Annotated in this window: 16 protein-coding genes and 1 pseudogene; 10 read left to right on the top strand and 7 right to left on the bottom strand. The window is 41.0% G+C overall.

Annotation, left to right across the window (positions count from 1 at the left end; all coding sequences use genetic code 11):
* Positions 1-42: 42 nt before the first annotated feature.
* The 3 genes from betA to betI form a co-directional block, all read right to left on the bottom strand.
* Complete coding sequence (gene betA / locus WFN33_RS05255; protein ID WP_336951917.1) at positions 43-1737, bottom strand: choline dehydrogenase; 1695 nt, start codon at positions 1735-1737, stop codon at positions 43-45.
* A gap of 89 nt (positions 1738-1826) precedes the next feature.
* A complete protein-coding gene (gene betB, locus WFN33_RS05250; RefSeq protein ID WP_336951916.1) occupies positions 1827-3299 on the bottom strand; it encodes a betaine-aldehyde dehydrogenase in 1473 nt (490 codons plus the stop codon).
* Positions 3292-3915 (bottom strand): transcriptional regulator BetI, encoded by a 624-nt coding sequence (gene betI, locus WFN33_RS05245; RefSeq protein WP_336951915.1) that lies wholly within the window; start codon positions 3913-3915, stop codon positions 3292-3294. Before betI ends, betB begins: the two co-directional genes overlap by 8 nt.
* A gap of 263 nt (positions 3916-4178) precedes the next feature.
* On the opposite strand from betI, the gene WFN33_RS05240 reads away from it, so the two are divergent.
* Positions 4179-5771, top strand: a complete 1593-nt coding sequence (locus tag WFN33_RS05240) for a BCCT family transporter (RefSeq protein ID WP_336951914.1) — start codon at positions 4179-4181, stop codon at positions 5769-5771.
* 305 nt (positions 5772-6076) lie between these two features.
* Here WFN33_RS05240 and WFN33_RS05235 read toward each other — a convergent pair whose 3' ends face one another.
* The 4 genes from WFN33_RS05235 to lipA form a co-directional block, all read right to left on the bottom strand.
* Positions 6077-8245 carry a TonB-dependent siderophore receptor gene (locus WFN33_RS05235; protein ID WP_336951912.1) on the bottom strand — a complete coding sequence of 723 codons (2169 nt, stop codon included), beginning with the start codon at positions 8243-8245 and terminating at the stop codon, positions 6077-6079.
* Between the two features lie 512 nt (positions 8246-8757).
* Positions 8758-9675, bottom strand: a complete 918-nt coding sequence (locus WFN33_RS05230; protein WP_336952137.1) for a siderophore-interacting protein — start codon at positions 9673-9675, stop codon at positions 8758-8760.
* Between the two features lie 807 nt (positions 9676-10482).
* The gene (locus tag WFN33_RS05225) at positions 10483-11580 is read right to left on the bottom strand and encodes a transcriptional regulator (RefSeq protein WP_336951911.1); all 1098 of its coding nucleotides are present in this window, start codon (positions 11578-11580) and stop codon (positions 10483-10485) included.
* Positions 11581-11871: 291 nt separating this feature from the next.
* Positions 11872-12864 carry a lipoyl synthase gene (lipA, locus tag WFN33_RS05220; RefSeq protein WP_336951910.1) on the bottom strand — a complete coding sequence of 331 codons (993 nt, stop codon included), beginning with the start codon at positions 12862-12864 and terminating at the stop codon, positions 11872-11874.
* 361 nt (positions 12865-13225) lie between these two features.
* Between lipA and WFN33_RS05215 the strand changes: the two genes are divergently transcribed.
* The 9 genes and pseudogenes from WFN33_RS05215 (at position 13226) to WFN33_RS05175 (ending at position 22656) form a co-directional block, all read left to right on the top strand.
* A complete protein-coding gene (locus WFN33_RS05215) occupies positions 13226-14188 on the top strand; it encodes a thiamine pyrophosphate-dependent dehydrogenase E1 component subunit alpha (protein WP_336951909.1) in 963 nt (320 codons plus the stop codon).
* Between the two features lie 15 nt (positions 14189-14203).
* Positions 14204-15223, top strand: a complete 1020-nt coding sequence (locus tag WFN33_RS05210; RefSeq protein WP_004717558.1) for an alpha-ketoacid dehydrogenase subunit beta — start codon at positions 14204-14206, stop codon at positions 15221-15223.
* 1 nt (position 15224) lies between these two features.
* Entirely contained in the window at positions 15225-16760 is a 1536-nt protein-coding gene (locus WFN33_RS05205; RefSeq protein WP_336951908.1) for a 2-oxo acid dehydrogenase subunit E2, read from the top strand.
* Positions 16761-16770: 10 nt separating this feature from the next.
* Positions 16771-18171, top strand: coding sequence for a dihydrolipoyl dehydrogenase (gene lpdA / locus WFN33_RS05200; protein ID WP_336951907.1), 1401 nt, complete (start codon positions 16771-16773; stop codon positions 18169-18171).
* Positions 18172-18182: 11 nt separating this feature from the next.
* Positions 18183-18968 carry an acetoin reductase gene (locus tag WFN33_RS05195; protein ID WP_336951906.1) on the top strand — a complete coding sequence of 262 codons (786 nt, stop codon included), beginning with the start codon at positions 18183-18185 and terminating at the stop codon, positions 18966-18968.
* 22 nt (positions 18969-18990) lie between these two features.
* Positions 18991-20049, top strand: coding sequence for a 2,3-butanediol dehydrogenase (locus WFN33_RS05190; protein ID WP_336951905.1), 1059 nt, complete (start codon positions 18991-18993; stop codon positions 20047-20049).
* 104 nt (positions 20050-20153) lie between these two features.
* Positions 20154-20585, top strand: a pseudogene (locus tag WFN33_RS05185) (TonB-dependent siderophore receptor); the annotation flags it as partial.
* A gap of 286 nt (positions 20586-20871) precedes the next feature.
* The gene (locus WFN33_RS05180) at positions 20872-21930 is read left to right on the top strand and encodes an ABC transporter substrate-binding protein (RefSeq protein ID WP_336951904.1); all 1059 of its coding nucleotides are present in this window, start codon (positions 20872-20874) and stop codon (positions 21928-21930) included.
* A 15-nt stretch (positions 21931-21945) separates the two neighbouring features.
* On the top strand, positions 21946-22656 hold the full coding sequence (locus WFN33_RS05175; RefSeq protein WP_336951903.1) for a class II aldolase/adducin family protein: 711 nt from the start codon (positions 21946-21948) through the stop codon (positions 22654-22656).
* Positions 22657-22681: the final 25 nt, after the last annotated feature.

Genomic DNA, 22681 nt, shown 5'->3' with positions numbered 1-22681 from the left:
ACACTCAGTCAAAACTCAGGTGTCGCTAAAATATGAATACTTTTACACGATCGGACGTAAAGGTGCTTTGCGCACGGGTGCAGTGCCAGCTTTGTAATAACCCGCTTCAGAACGTGGCAATTTTTGACCACGAATTTGATCTGCGATTTTTTCAGCGATCATGATCGTTGTGGCATTTAAATTTCCAGTAATGATCAGTGGCATTATCGAAGCATCAACAACCCGCAAGCCTTGTAGACCGTGTACACGACCTTGACCGTCAACCACTGCCATTTCGTCTTCACCCATCTTGCAACTACATGAAGGATGGTATGCCGTTTCAGCATGGTTGCGCACGAAGTCATCCAGTTCCGCATCAGTTTGCACCTGTTTTCCAGGACTGATTTCCTCGCCACGATATGCATCCAGTGCAGGCTGTTGCATGATTTCACGTGTGATACGAATGGCATCACGGAATTCACGCCAGTCTTGCTCAGTCGACATATAGTTGAACAGGATGCTTGGATGCTCAAAAGGATCTTTTGATTTCAGCTTAATTCTACCACGTGAAGGTGAGCGCATAGAACCGACATGGGCTTGGAAGCCATGTTCTTTGACGGGATTACTGCCGTTATAGTTAATCGCAACAGGTAAGAAGTGATATTGAATATTTGGCCAGTCAAATTCATCTGAGCTGCGGATAAAACCACCTGCTTCAAACTGATTACTTGCGCCAATACCAGTCCCATTAAATAACCATTCAGCGCCAATCGCAGGCTGGTTAAACCATTTTAAAGCGGGGTAGAGTGAAACAGGTTGCTTACATTTGTATTGTAAGTACATTTCCAAATGGTCTTGTAAGTTTTCACCGACACCCGGTAAATCATGTACCACGTCGATGTCCATCGATTTAAGGAAATTACTTTCGCCAACACCCGAACGTTGTAAAATTTGTGGGGATGCAATCGCGCCTGCACAAAGCAAGACTTCACGGTTTGCGCGTGCTTGTGTGAGATTGGCTTGATCTGCACCAATAATATATTCCACACCAATGGCATGTTTTTGATTAAATAAAATTTTATTGGTGGTGGCATGGGTCACGATAGTTAAATTAGGGCGACCCTTTGCCATGTCTAAATAACCACGCGCAGTACTAGAGCGACGGCCTTTTGGTGTCACAGTACGATCCATTGGACCGAAACCTTCTTGTTGATAACCATTCAAGTCATCTGTACGTGGATAGCCTGCTTGTACACCTGCTTCAACCATGGCATGGAACAAGACATTATTGCCATTTTTAGGGGTTGCCACAGATACAGGGCCATCGCCACCGTGGTAGTCATTGCCACCAATATCGCGGGTTTCAGCTTTTTTATAATACGGTAAGCAGTCTGCATAGCTCCAGTCTTCTAGCCCTTTGAGCGTCGACCAGTGATCTAAGTCCATCGCATTACCGCGGATATAACACATCCCGTTAATCAATGATGAACCACCTAAACCTTTACCACGGCCACATTCCATACGGCGATTATTCATATGTGGTTCAGGATCAGTGAGATATGCCCAGTTGTAACGGCGTCCTTGTAGTGGATAAGCCAACGCTGCTGGCATTTGAGTACGGAAATCTAAACGGTAGTCTGGGCCACCTGCTTCCAAGAGTAAAACTGTAATGTCTTTGTCTTCAGTTAAACGTGTTGCGAGCACATTTCCGGCAGATCCTGCGCCGATGATAATGTAGTCATATGCTAGAGTATTCATAATTATCCTTTTTGTATTTTTAAAAGTGCCAATGCAATCAGGTGATGACATGGCACATAGGATTGATATACGGAGAAAGCCTGAGTGCATTAAAAAATGCTTTGATACTCACCTAACTCAACTTGAACTGACTTGATACGGGTGTAATGTCCAAGTGTGGTTAAACCATTTTCACGGCCGACACCTGATTGTTTATAGCCACCCACTGGCATTTCAGCAGGGGATTCGCCCCAAGTGTTGATCCAGCAAATACCTGCTTCGATTTGATGAATAATACGATGTGCTTTGGTGATGTCTTGTGTGACAACACCTGCCGCTAAACCAAAAGTGGTGTCATTGGCACGACGAATGACTTCTTCTTCAGTTTCATAACTGAGAATGCTCATGACAGGGCCAAAGATTTCTTCTTCAACGATGCGCATATCATCTTGGCAGTCACTGAAAACTGTCGGCAACACATAAGCACCTTGCGCCAATTCAGCTTCTGTCGCACGACCACCGCCAATCAACAGTTTGGCACCTTGTTGTTTACCTGACTCAATGAACGACAAGACTTTTTCCATATGTGGGAAGCTGGTGAGTGGACCAAAGTTGGTTTGCTCAGCCATTGGATCACCAATACGGATCCGTTTTACCCGTTCTACAATAGCGGCTTCAAAATCTGCCAACAGGGCTTTTGGAACAAAAACACGTGTACCATTGGTACATACTTGACCTGAACTAAAGAAGTTAGCCATCACCGCAATGTCTGCTGCTCGATTGAGGTCAGCATCATCACAAATAATTAAAGGGGATTTACCGCCGAGTTCCATGGTCACTTCTTTGAGTGTAGAGCCTGCGGCACTTGCCATAACTTTCTTGCCTGTTTCAACACCACCAGTGAAAGAAATTTTTTCAATAACAGGATGTTCAGTTAACCATTGTCCAATCTCACGGCCTGCACCTTGTACCACGTTAAATACGCCATCTGGTAGTCCCGCTTCAGTATAGATTTCAGCAAGTTTGAATACGCTCAGCGGTGTGGTTTCACTTGGTTTAAAGATCATGGCGTTCCCAGCAGCTAGAGCAGGGGCAGATTTCCATAATGCGATTTGAATTGGATAGTTCCAAGCACCGATTCCCGCGACAACACCAAGTGGTTCACGACGGGTATAGAAAAAGCTTGATTCACGAAGCGGAACTTGCTCTCCCTGAATTGCAGTCGCGAGACCTGCGTAATATTCGAGGACATCAGCACCTGTGACAATATCAACGGTCGATGTTTCGCTAAAGGCTTTACCTGTATCGAGGGTTTCTAAGCGAGCGAGTTCATCATTACGCTCACGTAAGATGTCGACAGCGCGACGTAAAATACGAGAACGTTCCATCGCTGTCATTGCGGCCCAAATTTTTTGACCTTGTTGTGCGCTTTGAACAGCCGCTTCGATGTCTTGTTGTGATGCTTGTTGAAGGGTTGCAATCACTTCACCATTGGCAGGGTTAATACTGGTAAAGGTCTTACCACTGGTCGCTGCTACATAGCGACCATGGATGTACAATTGATGAACTTGTGAATCACTCATTCTGTCTCTCCTGCAAAGGCTTTTCCGCAAATTGTAATTGCGTTTTTACATAATCGTAAGCAATGGAACGTGCCAGTTGGCTGTCAAATTCATCATGACTGCTTAGACTGCCACGTAACCATAATCCGTCAATCAATGCCGCTAAACCACGAGCGGCAATGCTTGCCTGTTCTTTGTCCAATAACTTGAGAAAGTGAAACTTCAAGTTTGAGTACAGGCGTTGATCATTAATTTGTTGCAAGCGCCCAAGTTCGGGTAGATGCATGCTTGCAGACCAAAAGTCTAACCAGATGCGCATGGCTTGTTTATTGACCTGACTAATATCAAAGTTAGAATCAATAATCGCTTTAAGTTGGCTTTCTGGATGCTCGTCTGCTTCAGTTTTATTTTGGTCGGTTTTGCGACGTAAAACATTCAACATTTCTTGCATGCAGGTATTTATTAATCCCTGTTTATCACCAAAATAGTGACTCACAATACCTGTGGATAGCTCGGCTTTCTTTGCGATTTGTGCAATGGTCATATTGGATAAACCCACTTCATAAATCACATCAAATGCGGCGTTAATAATTTCTTCACGTCGCACATGCTCTGGTTTGACTCTACGTTTTGTCATGTATATCCACTTAAAGTGCTGAAAAGGCACTTTTTATTTAACATTACTCAATGTAGAACATCTTAGCATTTTTTTATAATACTTTTTATTGATTGAACGTTCAATCAATAAAAAGTATAATCTACAAAAATCAATAATTTTTTGATGAGTAATAAGAAATGTAAGTGTATACATCAACATTCTGATCCATCAGAATGTTCAGTAAAAAGAGTACATATCCTATTATTTTTTAAGAAAATACACCAATTGCAAGGAGCAATAGCATGGTGTCAAATAGCCATAAAGGATATTCATCCGAACGGATTCGGTTAAATTTATTTGTGTTTGGAAGTTCTGCAATCAGTATCGGTATTTTTGGTCTATTGTTTGTTTTATTTCCAAAAAAAAGTCAGTTTTGGCTAACCTATGTACAAGAGCAGGCCAATCAACTCTTTGGTTGGTATTACATGCTGGTGATTGTGGCATGTCTAGGTTTTGTTGGATGGTTGGCTTTTTCTCGTGCTGGACAACTTCCACTTGGAAAAGATGGCGATAAACCTGAGTTTGGTTACTTGGCTTGGGTATCTATGCTGTTTTCCGCAGGTATCGGTATTGCCTTACTGTATTATGGTGTTGCTGAACCTGTCGATCATTTTTTAAGACCACCTGAAGGCGAGGGTGGCACAATCCAAGCTGCCAGAGATGCCATGATGTATAGCTTCTTACATTGGGGTATACATGGCTGGGTGCTCTATGCCTTGTTAGGTGTCACTTTGGGCTATTTTGCTTTTCGCTTAGATTTACCCCTAGCTTTACGTTCTGCACTTTATCCAATTTTTGGCGATCGGATCTATGGTTTGATCGGTGACTTCGTAGATGGTTTTGGGATTTTAGCCACGGTGATATCTTTGGTCACCAATCTAGGTATAGGTGCTTTGGTATTGGTTTCGGGCATCAGTTATTTAGTCCCAGCCATTCCAGACAACAATGTTACTCTGATCGCAGTGGTATTGGTGATGATGTCTGTTGCGACCATCACCACAGTGGTGGGGATTGAAAAAGGACTGGCTTGGCTTTCACGGATTAACTTACGTTTACTCTATGGCTTATTGTTATTTGTATTCTTAACAGGCCCAACCAATCATTTGCTCAATGGTTTGGTACAGAACGTGGGTGACTATCTCAACCATTTTGTCGCGAAAAGTTTTGATGTGTATTTATACAATTCACAAGCGAAAGGCTGGCTCGGTTCTTGGACGGTGTTTTATTGGGCTTGGTGGATTGCTTGGGCACCTTTTGTTGGGATGTTTATTGCGCGTATTTCAAAAGGGCGCACCATTCGTGAAGTAGTCTTGGGTGTGTGTCTAATCCCTTTAGGCTTTACTTTGGCTTGGATTTCCATTTTCGGTAATACTGCAATTGAATTAATTTTGAATCAAAAACAAAAAGTTTTGGGCGATATGGTTCTCACCGATCCAGCTTTATCTTTGTTTAAGTTACTCGAATATTTACCTTTTAATCCTTATGTGGCTGGGATTGTTGTGGTGATATGTTTTGTGCTGTTTTTGACTCCAGTGGGTTCTGGCACGCTGATGATTGCAAATCTGTCTACAAAAGGCGGAAGTAATGAAAGTGATTCACCGATTTGGTTGCGAATTTTCTGGTCGGTGGTGATTACTATTGTCAGTATTGGTTTATTGTTAGCAGGTAGTTTCCATTCGATGCAAAGTGCTGTGGTATTATGTGGATTACCATTCTCGGTGATTATTTTGCTTTATATGTTTGGTTTAACCAAAGCAATTAATCAGGACTTAGCTGATCAAGCCCCCAAAAAAGTCATCAACAAACCCATTGAATCCTCAGATCGGAACAAATAAAAATCAGAAATACTATAGTTTTATGATTCTTCTTTGTGCTTGGTTTAGCTTTGCCTTTTCCTCCACTAGACAGTGAAAAGGCATAGCTAAAGATAGGGCTTGAGTTTTAAAAAATTCAATGCTCAAAATAAATAATAAAATCCGCAGATCAACCGGGTGATTTAAGACCAAATTAGGTTGATGTTAGCGTAGGATGAAATGAGATCAGTGATTTTGGAACAATAGTAAAAGCTGACTGAATAGTTGAAACTTCCCCATGCAGTATGATGTTTGTCTATTACCTAGAGGAAGTCAGTTAAACCTGATTAAAACTTATATTTAAGTCCTAAATTATAATTACGACCTTCGCCCCATGTATACGTGCTATACCAGCTAAAAATCGTATAATATTTTTCATCTAGAAGATTGTTTACATTAAAAGAAACGGATAATTGATCATTTACTTCATAGTTTGCCATTGCATCAAATAACCAATAATCAGACACCACATGTTTAACAGGATCTTTATACAGTGGATTGGTGACATCGCCCCAAGTCTTATCTTGCCAACGTGCACCACCACCAACAGTTAAACCATCCACCCATTGATTGAGCTTATAGCTGGTATAAAGGCTAAATTCATTTTCAGGAGTCAAAGTGCTCTGTTTTATCCCATCTTGTTTAGAGATTTTATGATTAAAGCCAGCATGTAAATTCCAACCAGGACGAATTTCACCAGTAACTTCGAGTTCAGCCCCTTTGGTTTTGACACCTTGGAGCGCTTCAGATGCGACACCACCAGATGGTGTAAGGACGTTTGGAATCTCTTTCGCAAAATTGTCTTGTTTGAGTTGGTAATATGCCAAACTTGCATTTAAGCGACCATCAAAAAATTCACCTTTGATTCCAGCTTCGTAGTTTTCTCCCTCAAGCGGATCAAGTGTTTTACCGTTTGGATTTTGTGCAGATTGAGGTTTAAATATGGTGCTGTAGCTTGCATAAACTGAGTATTGGTCATTTAAATCATAAACCGCACCGACATAAGGTATAAAGATACCTGACTCTTTAGTCTCTTCTGACTTATAGTTTGCAATACGTCCACCCAAAATGACTTTTAAATCATCATGTAAATTCAAACGTGAGGTGAGATAAAATCCATTCTGCTTGGTGGTTTCATTGTTTGACCAATGATTACCTTTTTGCCAATCAGGCTCCGCAACGTTCCCATTCCATTGATAATATTGATCTACACTGGTTTTATAACCAGTTGGTGCACTATAACCATTATTTTTCCAAGTGCTCTCAGAAATGCTTGCGCCTACAACCAGCTCGTGTTCACGGCCAAAAAGTTGAAATGGACCTGTTGCATAGATGTCTGCAGCATCACTTTTGGTTTCGCCCTTATAGTTTCCAGCCCACATTGAAACACCAGTTCCCGTCGATGGATTTGGATGACCACCTGCCGCTGCGCCTAATTGTGCATCATAGCCATTGATTTGATGATTTAACTGGATTTTTGCGACCCAATCATTATCAAACTTATGCTCTAAAGTTGAGAAAATAGTTCGAGTATATTGTTCCCAATTACTCCAATTTGCACCATTGTTAAAGCCACGCGACATTTTATTAAATTGACCCGCTGAATTATAAATTGGGATACCGCCCCACGTTGAGCCCTTAGGTTTATTGTCTTGATAATCTGCGCCTATAGTCAGTAGGGTATTCTCAGTTAAATCTGCTTCTAATATGCCGTAGAACACAGGAGTCTTGCGTTCATAGCGATCTAATTGAGATTCTTTGTCTTGATACGCAGCAACGCCACGTCCACGAATACTGCCCGTTTGGTTAAGTGGACCGCTTAAATCAATTTGGCCGCGGTAGTTATTCCATGTGCCTAGACCCAGAGAAACATTCCCTTGAAAATCTTTGGTTGGTTTTTTACGAATCAAATTAATCGTTGCACCAGGATCACCCACCCCAGTTAAAAGCCCCGTTGCTCCTTTTAAAACTTCGATACGATCATAAATCGCCATATCACTTAGGGTATTTCCTGCTGAGTAGGCCGAATCACGATTCATCGGGATCCCATCGTACTGGAAGTTTTGTATTGCAAAACCACGGGAGTAATATTCTGTCCGTTCACTGTCATAGGTCACCACACTAACACCCGGGGTATGCCGCATAACATCATCGATAGAGTTGAGATTAAAATCATCCATTTCTTGGCGAGTAATCACACTAATCGTTTGTGGGGTTTCTTTGGGTTTTAAAACCAAACGCGTTGCTGTGGCAATTGAACCCGGAGTATAGACACCACTGTTTTCTGTAATTTCACCCAATTGGTTTGCTGTAAACTTGAGCGTTGGCAATGCAAGAGGTTCTGCATTATTTTGAGTTATCTCTTCAGTAGCATGCAAAAGGGTAGAAGCAACTACAGAAGTGAGACCTAACATGATCATTTGAATCATTTTTGACAGGTATTTTTTGTCTGCCATTTGTATTCTTGTTGATGACATCGAAAGCGGCCTTATAAGATGTGAGGAGTATGCTTATAATGTCGTTTGAGATTTAAAAAAGGATCAAATAAATTTATCCCTGTCATTTTGAGATTGCATGGGCCTATCTGTGAACGAGGGAAGATTGATTTTAAGCTTTGCACTTGGCTAGAGAAAAATAAGCTTGGCAATCATGTTTTCAGCAATTACATCACCATGTTTTCGCCGTTGTTATAATTAGCCATCATGTAAAAATGTTGTAGTGGATTCGCTTTGGATCTTTAAGCAGACCATGATGTAAAGATATGCAACACAGGCTGTGCAATGAATAATATAAAGACTTGGATCGTAAGATCCAAGTCGAGTGCTGTTAATTGTGTTGGGTCATCATTGAGCTAGGACATAATAACGCCAGAGTATCAACCTCAAAGATTGATTTACATTCCAAATACTCCCTCTAAATAATCGTCTTAAGAAAACTGAGATGGGGGCAAATAGGTCAATGATTTCATTTAAACAGGCATATCTAGATCATCAAATGTTTCTAGCGTTTTACCTTGTTCTAGGTGTTTTTGATAATATGCGACTCTGCTTAGATCTAATGTTGAGCTGGACATGCCGACATTCCAATAGCCGGCCACACGAATATCATCTTTACTCAAATGACCGTGTTGGGTAAACAGCTTCCGTATCACTCTTGCTTCATTACGTTCACAGGCTGCCCAAATGCTAATATCTTCACGATCTTTAAAATGTTCGGCAACTTTAAGTAGTAAGCCCAATTTACCCGCTTGCTGTGATTTTCCCCGATGAAGTAAATGAATATTTACGCCATGATATTTTGGTAAATCATCAATAATATTGGCGTCACAACTTTCAATATAAATCTCTCCCTGAATTCCCATTTGCCATTGCTGTAAAATTGAATAGACGGCTGGAATGGCGGTTTCATCGGCAAACATCACCACGCGTTTAGCTGGGGTAAAATTGGGGAGAAAGTGCGGTCTTGGACCCGTAAGTTGAATTTTAGTGCCAATTTTTGCTGAATCTAGCCAAAGCATTGCTGGACTTGGGTCAGCATGTAGAACAAAGTCAATTTCAATTTGACCAGTACTTGGATCAAAGCAACGCACGGTATATACACGTGATATAGGTAAGCTGTCTGCTTGTTGATGCACTTCTAAACGAATAGCAAGGTTAGGTGTTGTCCATAAGTCTGGCTGTGTTGTATTGATTTCGCCCCGAATACGTACAATTGATGGAAAAGGATGAGAAATCGCCGTTATCGTCATCTCAATGACTTCCAGATTCCGCATATGATCATCTTGTTTCAGTATCGCTTTTTGATCTGATACTGTTTTTTTGTCTGAAACCTTTTTTTGGTCTGGTACTATTTTTTGATCTAATGTCGTTTGTTGTTGGCTATTCATCATTAAGTCTACCTATCTTTATTGAGCAATAAACCACAATTGCCTTTCTTTCAGTGCTGAGCGGATCGAGAAAATCTGCATGGTGTTAAATGTAAAATATAATCATTATCATTTAAAGGGCATTTATGTTTAAATTACTTGTATTTTAATTTTAGCAATCGATTTATTGCGGAGAGAGGTAAGATTGTGAGACGTTGTAGTATTGATCAGGCTCATGGTTTATTTTAATTGCGTGAAAAATATATTAATTTTAATCTTATAATTTTCTATATAGTCAAATCACCTAATTATTTCATACAAGTGATTTGCATCAAGTCATTGAGCATAAATGAAGCTTATGTTTTTGTATGAACTATTAAAAATTGTTGGTTACCAATTCATTTTTGTACTTTTGAATCATAGCTGGTGATCCTACCCCTCGCCCAACATGAGCAAAAACAAAGCACTGCTTTGTTTGAAGCGCAAGGTTTGGCACCGCCTACGAAAGTGAGGCATCGCCTACGCAAAGGGATTTAAACTTTGAATGTAAGATGTGGCAGTGTAAGCTTTTATATAATTAAACAATACTATTTCATCATATTATTGATTTAATTAAAAATATTAATTAAGAGAAATTATATTATTGTGTCTGATTTTTTTTGACAGGTTGACTATATTTACCGTGCATTTTCTGTCGTTGGCTTTAAAAATTAGTCTTAGATTGATTCACTTATTATTTTTATACAGAGCAACTTTATAGCCTTAAACATCAGGGCAAAACAGTGCTGTGCTATCAGTTGTGCAATAAAATATCTAAGTTCATTGAGCCTAAAGTAATTTTAAAAAATACGCACGATGCTGACTTTGTTCAGGCAATAATTCCAGTACCCGTTGTATAGCATCATTACGTTCAGGAAGACGACTAATAATTTTTAAAAGCGGGTCAATATCCTGAATTTGATAAATCAGATGACTTAAACGTGCATCGAAACAATCACGCCATGTGGTCAAGAAAGGGCTTTCTGATTTCGCCAAAAAACTTCCTTTGTAGAGTGAAAATGTACTGGCGAGAAAACCTGTATTGAGGGATTGTTCAGCTCTGGTAAAGTCGGTTTGAATCTCACAAACTAGCTTATACGGGCGCGATAAAATACAGTTGGGGAGCAAGGTGCGTAATTGTGACATTTCTGCTTTTAAGGTTTTTTCACTAATGTCCCGATCACCGTATAAGGCATAGTGCAGTTCATCTAGGTTAATACCCTCAGGGTGTAACACAAGAATGCATAAAATTTCAATTTGTCGATGGGTCAATGTTAAAAGCTGTTGGTTAAATTGAACTTTGGGTGTACCAAAAACTTTGAGATAAAGCATGTTTTTTTGTTCAAATTGAATCGCACGTTGAACCAACTCTGCACAGCGTTCTACAGCCAATACTCCCAGTGAAGTATGCTTCTTGTACTTGGTCGATAAATTAATCACACCGTGAAATTGTCCAGATACAGGGTCAACGATCGGCGCGGCATAACAAACCCAATCCTGTACACTGTTCATCTGATTTTCATGTGAATAAACACAGCTAGAGAGATGATTATTTAAGGCCAAACCAATCGCATTTGTACCGACAGCCTGTGTTGACCAATGTCCACCTTCGACAAAATGCACTTGCTCAGCAGAGGAGAGCATAGCACGGCTACTCCATGTCCAAAGTAAGGTGCCATGATGATCTGTGATTCCAATTGCCATTTCAGAATCATCTGCAATTTTTAGTAAATCCGCATAATTATGTTGAAGAGAACGACGAAACAGAGAGGGTTCTGGTTCGGGAGGTAAAGCGAGAAGTGGCGCAGCAGTGACGGATTCGATATTGACAAAATGTGTGGTCTGTAAACGAAGCGCTTGCGGCTGTAGTTGATTCAATAGCTTCATATCATATTCCTTTATGATGAATGGTTATGCCATTAATACTTTGTATTCTTTATCGCTGTATCTGGTGATTTTATTTGATGACACCAAATTTTAATCTATATTCAAACAAATAGTGTTCTGAAAATAATCATCTTTATTAGGTTCTCACTTTAGAAGTTAATGTTTTGCTTTAAAATGAGTTTTCTGCTCACAAATGTTAAATAAAGTTACCAATAAAAAGACAGCGTATTCTTTTTGATACTCATTGTTTAATGTTTAGGTGTACATATTCACTTTGAACACTGAATCATCCTAAATTTCTGTGGCAATGTTTTCACGTGTAAACGGCTTAGGTACAGGCTCGCCCTTGTATTGACGATCAGCAAAATAGCTAGAACGAACCATTGGCGCACTCCATATATTTTTAAACCCTAATAACTCACCATGCGCTTGATAATGTTCAAACTCTTTCAATGAAACAAAACGATGTATTGGGGCATGAGATTTAGATGGCTGTAAGTATTGACCAATGGTGACATAGTCCACTTGATAGTCACTGAGGTCATTCAGCAACACAATAACTTCTGCTTCGACTTCACCTAATCCCACCATCAAGCCACATTTCGTTGCGATGTCTGGGCGTAAATGCTTAAACCGTTTTAACAGTTCCAGTGAATGTTGATAATCTGAACCTGGACGCATTGCACGGTACAAACGAGGGACCGTTTCAATATTATGATTAAATACATCTGGCGGGGTTTCGCTCAGAATGTTGAGGGCAACTTCTAATCTGCCTCGAAAATCAGGGACTAAAATCTCAATCAGCGTATCTGGACTACTTTTACGGATTTCTCGAATACATGCAGCAAAGTGTTCTGCTCCACCGTCAATAAGATCATCACGGTCTACTGAGGTAATCACCACATAGTTTAAATTTAGATTTTTAACAGTTTCTGCTAAATGTTTCGGTTCATCAGCATCTAAAATATTTGGACGTCCATGCGCCACATCACAAAATGGGCATCGACGGGTACAAATATCTCCCATAATCATAAAGGTCGCTGTTCCACCACCAAAGCATTGTGGCAAATTGGGGCACGCGGCTTCTTCACATACTGTATGTAGTTTTTGTTGACGTAATAAATTTTTAATACGTTGCACTTCTTCAGGCTGGCTGATCTTGGCACGAATCCATTCAGGCTTTTGAGGGATCTGTTCTGTACTGATAATTTTTACTGGAATACGTGCCAATTTATCTGCACCACGTAGTTTTTGTCCTGTGGTGACTGAAACTTTTAAATCCATTTTAAATAGTCCATTAAATAATATAACTTAATATAAGATGACATTTTTATTTTCGATGTCAATTATATTTAAAATTTTTTTAAATATAATAAAAGAGTGAAAAATATTAATATTATAAAATAAAGGTTGGTTAAAGGTTTGATTTTTTAAGTTTTTGAAAATTATAAAAATTTACAAATATTTTTTGCTTTGTAAGGTGCTGTTTTTAATATTTTTATTGTGTTTTATAAAGAGATATTTTTTTAGTCTAATATTAATTTTTAATGAAATAATTTTATATAAATATACGGGTTTTAAATACCAATATTTATTTTTAAATATATGGTTTTACTTTTAACTGTGAGCATGAAGGAATAAGTATATGCAATTAACGGAAGAGCAATTGCTAGCAGCATACAGACGGATGCGAGATATTCGTGAGTTTGAGGATCGACTTCACGATGAAAATAATACAGGTGATATTCCCGGATTTATCCATCTTTACAGTGGTGAAGAAGCGGTAGCCGTTGGAATTTGTGAAAATTTGACTGACAAAGATTTTATTACCTCAACCCATCGTGGTCACGGTCACTGCATTGCCAAAGGATGTGATATTCACGGCATGATGTTGGAAATTTTTGGTAAAGATGATGGTTTGTGCCGTGGCAAAGGCGGTTCAATGCATATTGCTGATCTAGACAAAGGTATGTTGGGAGCCAACGGAATTGTTGGTGGTGGGCCACCTTTGGCAATTGGTGCAGCGTTAACCGCAAAAACCTTAAAGACGGGTGGAGTTGGTTTGTCATTTACTGGGGATGGTGGTTCTAACCAAGGTCTGACCTTTGAAGCCATGAATATGGCTGTGGTTTTAAAACTTCCCGTGATTTTTGTTTTTGAAAATAATGGTTTTGGTGAAGGTACTGCGCATGATTATGCAGTCGGAAGCAAAGACATTGCAGGTCGTGCTGCGGCTTTTGGGATGCCTGCTGAAAAAGTAGATGGGACAGATTTCTTTGCTGTGTATGAGGTCGCCCAAAAAGCCATTGAACGTGCACGGCGTGGCGAAGGCCCAAGTGTGATTGAAACCATTACCAATCGTTTTTATGGACACTTTGAAGGTGACCCAGGACTGATTCGTTCCAAAGAAGAACTCGATTATGTCAAAGAGCATAAAGATCCGTTGAAAATTTTCCGTGAAAAAGTCAAAGGCAAGATTGCTGAAGCCACGCTGGATGCAATTGATGTTGAATCAAAAGCCAATGTCGATGCTGCTGTCGCAAATGCACGTGCTGCCAATTATCCAGAACTTTCTCAACTTCTTACTGACGTTTATGTCTCTTACTAAAGGAATAGTAAAACAATGCCAAATAAAAGTTATCGAAACGCGATTAAAGAAGCGATTGAATCAGAAATGCGCCGTGACCCAAGTGTGATTGTTGTCGGTGAAGATGTGCGTGGCGGGCATGGCGGTAAAAATACAGATGACAATAAACTCGAAGGCTTTGGGGGCGTACTTGGTGTCACCAAAGGGCTATGGACAGAGTTTGGCTCTGAGCGTGTGATTGATACCCCGATCACTGAATCTGCAATTATTGGAATGGCGGCAGGGGCTGCTGCAACAGGTTTACGACCTGTGGCTGACCTGATGTTTATGGACTTCTATGGCGTATGTCATGACATGTTGTATAACCAAGCGGCCAAATTTCGTTATATGTTTGGTGGAAAAGCCAAAGCGCCTTTGGTGGTTCGAGGCATGATCGGCGCAGGCTTTTCTGCTGCCGCACAACATTCACAATCCCCGTATAACGTGTTTGCTGCTGTACCCGGTTTAAAAGTCGTGGTGCCGTCCAGTGCATATGATGTAAAAGGCTTATTGATCCAAGCCATCCGTGATGATGACCCAGTGGTTTTTTGTGAACATAAATTGCTTTATGACATCAAAGGTGAAGTGCCAGATGAACCATATACCATTCCTTTTGGTGTAGCAAATTACACCCGTGAAGGAACCGATGTCACGATTATTGCCTTAAGTTTAATGGTGCATCGTGCTAATGAAGTCGCGGATAAGCTTGCTAAGGAGGGAATTTCTGTCGAAGTTGTCGATCCACGAACGATTTCTCCATTGGATGAAGAAGGCATTTTAGAATCTGTAGCGTCAACAGGGCGTGTGGTGATTGTTGATGAGTCTGCTGCCCGTTGTGGTTTTGGGCATGATGTGGCCGCACTGATTGCACAAAAAGGCTTTCATTATCTCAAAGCACCCATTGAACTGGTGACACCACCGCATTCACCTGTGCCATTTTCACCCGTATTAGAAAAACAATGGCTACCAAGTGTAGAACGTATCGAACAGGCTGTACGTAAAACGTTGGAGGCTTAGGATGAGCGAAATTAAAACTTTAGAAATCCCAAAATGGGGTTTGTCGATGGAAGAGGGCACCATTGCCCAATGGTTGATTCAAGCAGGCGAGCAGTTTAGTAAAGGACAAGAAATTTGTGAAATTGAGACCACAAAAATCGTCAATGTCCTTGAAGCACCGTTTGATAGTACCTTGCGTAAAATCATTGCCAATAATGGCGATACTTTAGTGGTGGGCGGGATCATTGCAATTTGTGCAGATGCGCAAGTTTCCGATGCTGAAATTGATGCCTTTGCTCAATCTTTGGCTGGCGCACCTATTCTCAATGAAAGCAAAGCTGTTGAAGTGGTTACTGAAAAGCTGACGGCAACGCAGCCTGAAACCAAGCCACAAACTGCGCCTAAACAGAATCGTATTGAGCAGGTATCAAAAGCTGTTGCCCAAAATGGTTATGTAATTCCTGCTGCATTACAAGGTTATCAACATGTTGAGGATGTTTTTGCAACACCGCATGCCTTGAAATTGGCTGAAAAGCATCAAGTGAATTTGGCGCTGGTTTCAGGCTCAGGGCGTGGAGGTCGTATCAGTGTGCAAGACATTCAAAACGCAGTTCAAGCTGCGGGTGGATCATGGCCCGATATTCGGCAGCAACCGAGTGGTAAAGTGGCGAAATCTAAAGCTGATGATAGCCAAGTGTTGGCAACACCAGTTGCACGTCGTTTAGCCAAACAATGGGGCATTAATTTACATGACTGTCGTGCCTCAGGATCAAGAGGGCGTATTTGTAAGGAAGATGTTGAAGCAGTTCATCAGCGTGAAAACCCTGCACTTGCCCAAAATAGCGCTGATGTAATGCGAACTGAAACTGCCAAGGTGACCACCATTGCGATGAATGGTATGCGTAAAGCCATTGCTTCACGCTTACAGGCAGCAAAACGTAATGCACCACACTTCCGTTTAACCGTAAATTTAAATGTGGATGCTATTCAGGGACTACGTCAACAGATTAATGCCACTGTGCCGCAAGTGAAATTGTCAATCAATGACATGTTGATTAAAGCGGCAGCAGCTGCATTGATCAAAGTGCCACAGGTCAATGTTCAGTTTGATGAAGAGAATCAGCAGATTTTGCAGTTTGATCAGGCGGATATCTCTGTTGCTGTAGCGATTGAGAATGGCCTCATCACTCCAATCATTAAAGCTGCCAATACCAAGTCTTTGGCACAAATTTCCAATGATATGCGTGATCTTGCAACACGTGCCAAAACTGGCAAATTGGCGCCTGATGAATTTCAGGGCGGTAGTTTCAGTATTTCGAATTTAGGTATGCTCGGCGTTCAACAGTTTGACGCGATTATTAACCCACCCCAAGGTGCGATTTTAGCTTTAGGTGCAGCAGAAAAACGGGCAATTGTTGAAAATGAGAGCATCGTGATTCGACAGATGGTCACCGCGACCTTGTCTTGTGATCATCGGGTGATTGATGGGGCGTTAGGTGCACAGTTCTTGGCAGCATTTAAGCAGTTTGTTGAAAATCCTGCATTGATTTTGGTGTAGGAGTATGAGCATGTCAGACACACAATTTGATCTCATTGTGATTGGCGCTGGTCCAGGTGGCTATGTGGCTGCGATACGTGCAGCCCAACTGGGTTTAAAAACCGCCATTGTAGAAGAAAAGCATTTGGGTGGAATTTGCCTGAATTGGGGCTGTATTCCAACCAAAGCTTTATTGAGTGGAGCGGCACTTGCACAGCAATTTAAACATTCACAACAGTTTGGTTTTTCTTTAGGTTCTATCGATTTTGATATCCAACAACTGGTTCGTCATAGCCGTCAGGTTTCTGAACAGTTGGTACAAGGGATTGGGCAATTACTGAAAAAGAATCAAGTTACTGTATTTAATGCAAGCGCTCAATTTATCGAGAAAGAAAGCTTAGAACTGACTGATGCAAAGGGTCAAAAACAGCAGATTTCTGCACCGCATATTATTGTGGCTACGGGCGCCAGAGCCGCCAATTTAGCGCATGTCCCTGTCGATGGACAGCATGTCTGGAGTTATAAAGAAGCTTTAGTCCCAGAACACTTGCCGAAATCACTTTTGGTAATTGGTTCAGGGGCCATTGGCAGTGAGTTTGCCAGTTTATATCAGGACTTAGGTTGCCAAGTGACTTTGGTTGATATTGCCAAACAGATCCTACCTAGTGAAGACATTGAAGTTGCCAAATATGTGCAAAAGCAATTTGAACAGCATGGTATGACGGTTTTGACTGAAGCTGCTGTACAAAACATCGAAATAGATAAGGACCAAGTACATTGCCATGTTGAAACCGCAACAGGTGTACAAATCATTACTGTTGAAAAAGTCCTTTCCGCAATTGGTGTACAACCTAATACTCAAAATTTGGGTTTAGAAAAATTGGGTATTGAGTTTGAGCATAGTTTTATCAAAGTTGATCCGTGGTGTAAGACCAATGTAGTTGGAGTTTATGCCATTGGTGATGTCGCTGGTGCGCCGTGCTTGGCGCATAAAGCCAGTCATGAAGCAATTTTATGTGTAGAAAAAATTGCAGGGCTGACGCATGTACATGCTTTAGATCGTAGCCAAATTCCAGGGTGTATTTTTACCCATCCGCAGGTGGCAAGTATTGGTCTAAGCGAGCAAAAAGCCAAAGCAGCTGGTTTTACAATCAATGTGGGTAGATTCCCTTTACAAGCCAATGGTAAAGCTTTGGCTTTAAGCGAGACCACAGGATTTGTAAAAACTATTTTTAATCAAGAAACAGGGGAATTATTGGGGGCACACATGGTGGGTCATGAGGTCACTGAACATATTCAGGGCTTTGCCATCGCTAAATATTTAGAAGCCACTGATGAAAGCCTAGCACAGGTTATTTTCCCACATCCTACGTTATCTGAGGCGATGCATGAGTCGGTTTTATCGGCAATGCAACGTGCAATCCATATTTAAGGAGTCGCAACATGCCTAGAGGTCTAAACAATAAAGTCGCATTAATTACTGGTGCCGCACAGGGCATAGGACGCGGTATTGCTTTACGCTTGGCACAAGAGGGCGTACATATTGCCTTGGTTGATCTTCACCAAGAAAAGTTAACTGCTGTTCAGCAAGAGATTCAAGCATTTGGGGTTAAAGCCACCACATTTATTGCAGATGTTGCTGATCCTGTACAAATCAGCAGTGCGATTGACCATGCAGAATCAACATTAAATGGCTTTGATATCATTATTAATAATGCAGGGATTGCCCAAGTCCAAGCCTTGGCAGAGGTCAGTCCAGATGAATTTAATCGGATTATGAATATCAATGTGGGTGGTGTGCTGTGGGGGATTCAGGCCGCTGCCGATAAATTTAAACAGCGCCGAAATTCTGGCAAAATTATCAATGCATGTTCGATTGCTGGGCATGAAGGTTTTGCTTTGCTTGGTGTCTATTCAGCTACTAAATTTGCCGTTCGTGCTTTGACTCAAACAGCAGCAAAAGAATATGCCAGTGCTGGTATCACTGTGAATAGTTACTGTCCCGGTGTAGTTGGTACAGATATGTGGGTGGAAATAGATCAACGTTTCGCTGATATCACTGGTGCACCCGTTGGTGAAACATATCAGAAATATGTGGATGGAATTGCTTTAGGACGTGCCGAAACCCCAGATGATGTTGCCGCATTGGTTGCTTTTCTAGCCAGTGAGGACGCTGATTATATTACTGGACAGTCAATTTTGACCGATGGCGGAATGGTTTATCGTTAATATTGGAATGAGGAATGCATCTATGAAAGCAGCTCGTTTTTATGATAAAGGGGATATCCGAATAGAGGATATTCCAGAACCACAGGTACAACCAGGAACAGTTGGCATTCAAGTCGCATGGTGTGGTATTTGTGGCACAGATTTACATGAATTTATCGATGGTCCAATTTTTATTCCTCCGTGTGGTCATCCGCACCCGATTTCGGGTGAAGCTGCACCTGTAACCATGGGGCATGAGTTTTCAGGTGTGGTGTACGCTGTAGGGGATGGCGTTGATGATATTCAGGTGGGGCAACATGTTGTGGTTGAGCCTTATATCATTGCGGATGATGTTCCGACTGGACCGCATGACAATTATCACTTGTCAAAAAATATGAATTTTATTGGTCTAGGTGGTCGCGGTGGTGGGCTATCTGAAAAAATTGCGGTACAACGCCGTTGGGTACATCCCATTTCTGCCCAAATTCCGTTGGATCAAGCCGCATTGATTGAGCCTTTATCTGTCGGGCATCATGCCTTTGTAAGAAGTGGAGCACAGTCAGGTGATATTGCCTTGGTGGGTGGAGCGGGCCCGATTGGATTGTTATTGTCTGCAATTTTAAAGGCCAAAGGCTTAACCGTCATCATTACCGAGCTCAGTGCAAAACGTAAAGAAAAAGCCTTAGAAGCGGGTGTTGCCGACTATGTGCTAGATCCGTCTCAAGTGGATGTTGTGGCTGAAGTCATGAAAATCACCCAAGACCGTGGGGTAGACGTGGCTTTTGAATGCAGTAGTGTCAATAAGGTCATGGATACACTGGTGGCAGCTATGAAACCAACTGGTGTGGTAGTGATAGTTTCGATCTGGAGTCATCCTGCAACGATTAATGTGCATAGTGTGGTGATGAAAGAGCTGGATATTCGCGGTACGATAGCCTATGTTAATGACCATCAAGAAACCATTCGCTTGGTTGAGCAAGGTAAAATCAATTTAGAACCTTTTATTACCCAAAGAATTGCTTTAGATGATTTGGTTTCGCAAGGCTTTGAAACCTTGATTCATAACAACGAATCTGCGGTCAAGATTATTGTGCATCCCTAGAAATCATACTACTCAATAAGGCATGTTATTGGTTAATGAATCGTGTGTGGGAGGGCTTCACAATTACTGATCAATAATCAATAACAAGTTTTAGCTGAAGTGAAATTGAATGGAGCTTCTTTGGAGCACCTATTGCGAATCTTGGTGTAATCGGTGGTGTTGCCTATATTGATCCTGAATTAACCCAAACTGCAGGTGGTAAAAATCAAGGCAATATTGCGACTGGGGTTGCCAAGCAACAGGCGAAATTAGGTATGGAGTGGGATATTTCGATTTTGCAGGGTTTAATCTAGACTGGAAATGCCACAGCAGTTTCAAAGCAATATATCAATCAGGAACATACACTACATGCTTCTGAACGAACACTGTTTGATGTTGAGGCGAGATATAAGACCAATGTTTCAAGTTTTCCACTAAACTTAGCTGCGAGTATCAATAACGTGACCAATAAGGCGTATTGGGGCATGCCACAATTGTCCAGTTTAGCCTTGGGTGCACCTCGAACTTTTATGCTGTCGGCTTCTATCGATTTTTAATTTAAGCGATACAGCACTATATTTTTATATGGTGCTGTATGTTGATTCAATGAGGGGCTTTAAATCTGTTCAATCAAAAAATAATGCGGATGGGATTTTTGTCTCAGGGCAGGCTTGCTTAAAGCGCTGTTGATAAAACAACACTAAATCTAAAACAAGTGATGAAATCTAAACATTTATTAAAATTAGATTTTGTATAAGATATTGAAAATTATAAAAATAAATATTGGCATAAAAGCTGCTCAATACAAGTGATATGAAATTGGAAGTATCTTAAGGAATACCTATGTCACTTGTCATCGATAAAAAAGAAAATTCTAAAGAGTTTGTAAAAAGTACTTTATCTGAAATTTGGGTCACACGATGTCCTGTACCCACTGCAACAGGAATCTCATTAAAACGCGGCACCTTAGTCGAAAAATTTGAGCGACATGGTATTGATGTTGCGGTATTGCAAGATGCGCGTAAAGGCTTGTCTGTGCATCATTTTGATCATCAGCTCCCGGCTTTATTCCGTGAAGGAGGTAATGTACCTGCTTTGGCTGCGCGTTCAGAAGGTGCCCCAAGTCGTCTGATTGGATTAACTTGGATTGATGAATGGCAAGTGATTATTGTTCGACCAGATTCAGCAATTCGTCAGCCCGAAGATTTAAAAAATACCAAAGTGGCTTTACCTGAATATGCCGATAAACGTGCAGGCAGTATTTTTAGAGCCATGTCATTACAAGGTATTCGAGGGGCTTTACAACTTGCAAATTTAAGTTTTCGTGATGTTGATTTTATTGAAGTTCCTGAGCGAGCTGAATCGAAACAAGATCGTGATGCCAGTGCCTATTGGTCAGGCCTTGATGCCTTGATTACAGGTGAGGTGGATGCCGTGTATGTCAAAGGGGCATCGGCTGTTGAGGCAGCCACCAAACGTGGTTTAAAAGTCGGTATCGATTTAGATCAATTTACAGATGTGACTTCGCGTGTGAACAACGGGACACCTCGACCTATCACGGTACATGAAGATTTATTGGAACATCACTTTGATGTCGTCGTTGACTTTTTGGAAGAGCTTTTTGATACCGCAGATTGGGCAGAAGATCATTTAGATGAAGTGCTGGTTATTCTACAAGATGAAACCATTGCGGGTGCTGAAAGTGTGGCTACAGCGTATCGTAATAATTTTCATAAATCTTTACATCCTTCATTAAGTGCAGAACGCCTTGAGCTTTTAAAACAACAAAAAGATTTCCTTTGGTTACATGGCTTCCTTGAAAAAGACGTCGATCTTGATACATGGGTCGATCATCGCCCATTACTCGAAGTTTTAAAGCGTCGCCAAAATAAACAACGTTAAAACAGGATATTTATCATGACTACACTGATTCAATCGCCACTTTCCCCTGAACTTAATGATTTTATTGAACGCAACCGTCAAAAAGCTGAATTTGCATTTGAGGTGTTCCGTGAGACGGGCACCATCACTGCCAATGGCACAGTCAATTTTGTTGAACGCGCCCCTGAAAATACCTTGGTGACCTTTAACTATGCAGGTCCTTGGTCACGAGATAAAAAAAGCAAAGTATTGGTAGAGAAACTTGATGGTGAAGTTTTATTGGGACGAAAAGGTGCGGGTGGCCGTTATAACAAACTATTTTGTGAACATGCAGATGTCACCACAATCTCTCATGTACATGCACCGAATTTAGGTGCTTGGGCCCAAACACACCGAACCCTACCGATTCGTTATGTGCCTGTTCAGCGTTTTCATTTATTTAATGAACTGCCGATTTATATCGATCGCCGTCAAGCAGAAGTCGATTTTATTTTAGATCAACTCAAGATTGATATTGAGCATCGGGCTATTTTGGAAGCCAATGGCGGTGCCACAGTTTGGGGGCGTCAAGGTCTACAAGAAACTGCTGAATTTATTTTATTGCTTGAAGAAGGTGCTCAAATTCAACTGTTAGCAGAACTGGTTGGGGGAAGTCGTGAATATGGGCAAGGGGTGTTACAGCAACAGTGGAAAATGAGTGGATTGACTGAAAAAGCAAAATCACTGGGATTACTTCCACTCCATTAGAAACATGATTTAAAAACAAATATAG

The sequence above is a fragment of the Acinetobacter sp. AS167 genome (assembly GCF_037152175.1).
In the GTDB taxonomy this organism is placed as follows: Bacteria; Pseudomonadota; Gammaproteobacteria; order Pseudomonadales; family Moraxellaceae; genus Acinetobacter.
Note: the sequence above shows the minus strand (reverse complement) of the source record. Positions and strands in the feature narration are given on the sequence as shown.

Excerpts from the sequence above, each read along its gene's own strand:
- WFN33_RS05235 (WP_336951912.1), bottom strand. The coding sequence starts at position 8,245 with ATGGCAGACAAAAAATACCTGTCAAAAATGATTCAAATGATCATGTTA.
- WFN33_RS05205 (WP_336951908.1), top strand. The coding sequence starts at position 15,225 with ATGAGCGAAATTAAAACTTTAGAAATCCCAAAATGGGGTTTGTCGATG.
- WFN33_RS05210 (WP_004717558.1), top strand. The coding sequence starts at position 14,204 with ATGCCAAATAAAAGTTATCGAAACGCGATTAAAGAAGCGATTGAATCA.
- WFN33_RS05190 (WP_336951905.1), top strand. The coding sequence starts at position 18,991 with ATGAAAGCAGCTCGTTTTTATGATAAAGGGGATATCCGAATAGAGGAT.
- WFN33_RS05225 (WP_336951911.1), bottom strand. The coding sequence starts at position 11,580 with ATGAAGCTATTGAATCAACTACAGCCGCAAGCGCTTCGTTTACAGACC.
- lpdA (WP_336951907.1), top strand. The coding sequence starts at position 16,771 with ATGTCAGACACACAATTTGATCTCATTGTGATTGGCGCTGGTCCAGGT.
- WFN33_RS05175 (WP_336951903.1), top strand. The coding sequence starts at position 21,946 with ATGACTACACTGATTCAATCGCCACTTTCCCCTGAACTTAATGATTTT.
- betB (WP_336951916.1), bottom strand. The coding sequence starts at position 3,299 with ATGAGTGATTCACAAGTTCATCAATTGTACATCCATGGTCGCTATGTA.
- WFN33_RS05195 (WP_336951906.1), top strand. The coding sequence starts at position 18,183 with ATGCCTAGAGGTCTAAACAATAAAGTCGCATTAATTACTGGTGCCGCA.
- WFN33_RS05215 (WP_336951909.1), top strand. The coding sequence starts at position 13,226 with ATGCAATTAACGGAAGAGCAATTGCTAGCAGCATACAGACGGATGCGA.
- betA (WP_336951917.1), bottom strand. The coding sequence starts at position 1,737 with ATGAATACTCTAGCATATGACTACATTATCATCGGCGCAGGATCTGCC.
- lipA (WP_336951910.1), bottom strand. The coding sequence starts at position 12,864 with ATGGATTTAAAAGTTTCAGTCACCACAGGACAAAAACTACGTGGTGCA.
- WFN33_RS05180 (WP_336951904.1), top strand. The coding sequence starts at position 20,872 with ATGTCACTTGTCATCGATAAAAAAGAAAATTCTAAAGAGTTTGTAAAA.
- WFN33_RS05240 (WP_336951914.1), top strand. The coding sequence starts at position 4,179 with ATGGTGTCAAATAGCCATAAAGGATATTCATCCGAACGGATTCGGTTA.
- betI (WP_336951915.1), bottom strand. The coding sequence starts at position 3,915 with ATGACAAAACGTAGAGTCAAACCAGAGCATGTGCGACGTGAAGAAATT.
- WFN33_RS05230 (WP_336952137.1), bottom strand. The coding sequence starts at position 9,675 with ATGAATAGCCAACAACAAACGACATTAGATCAAAAAATAGTACCAGAC.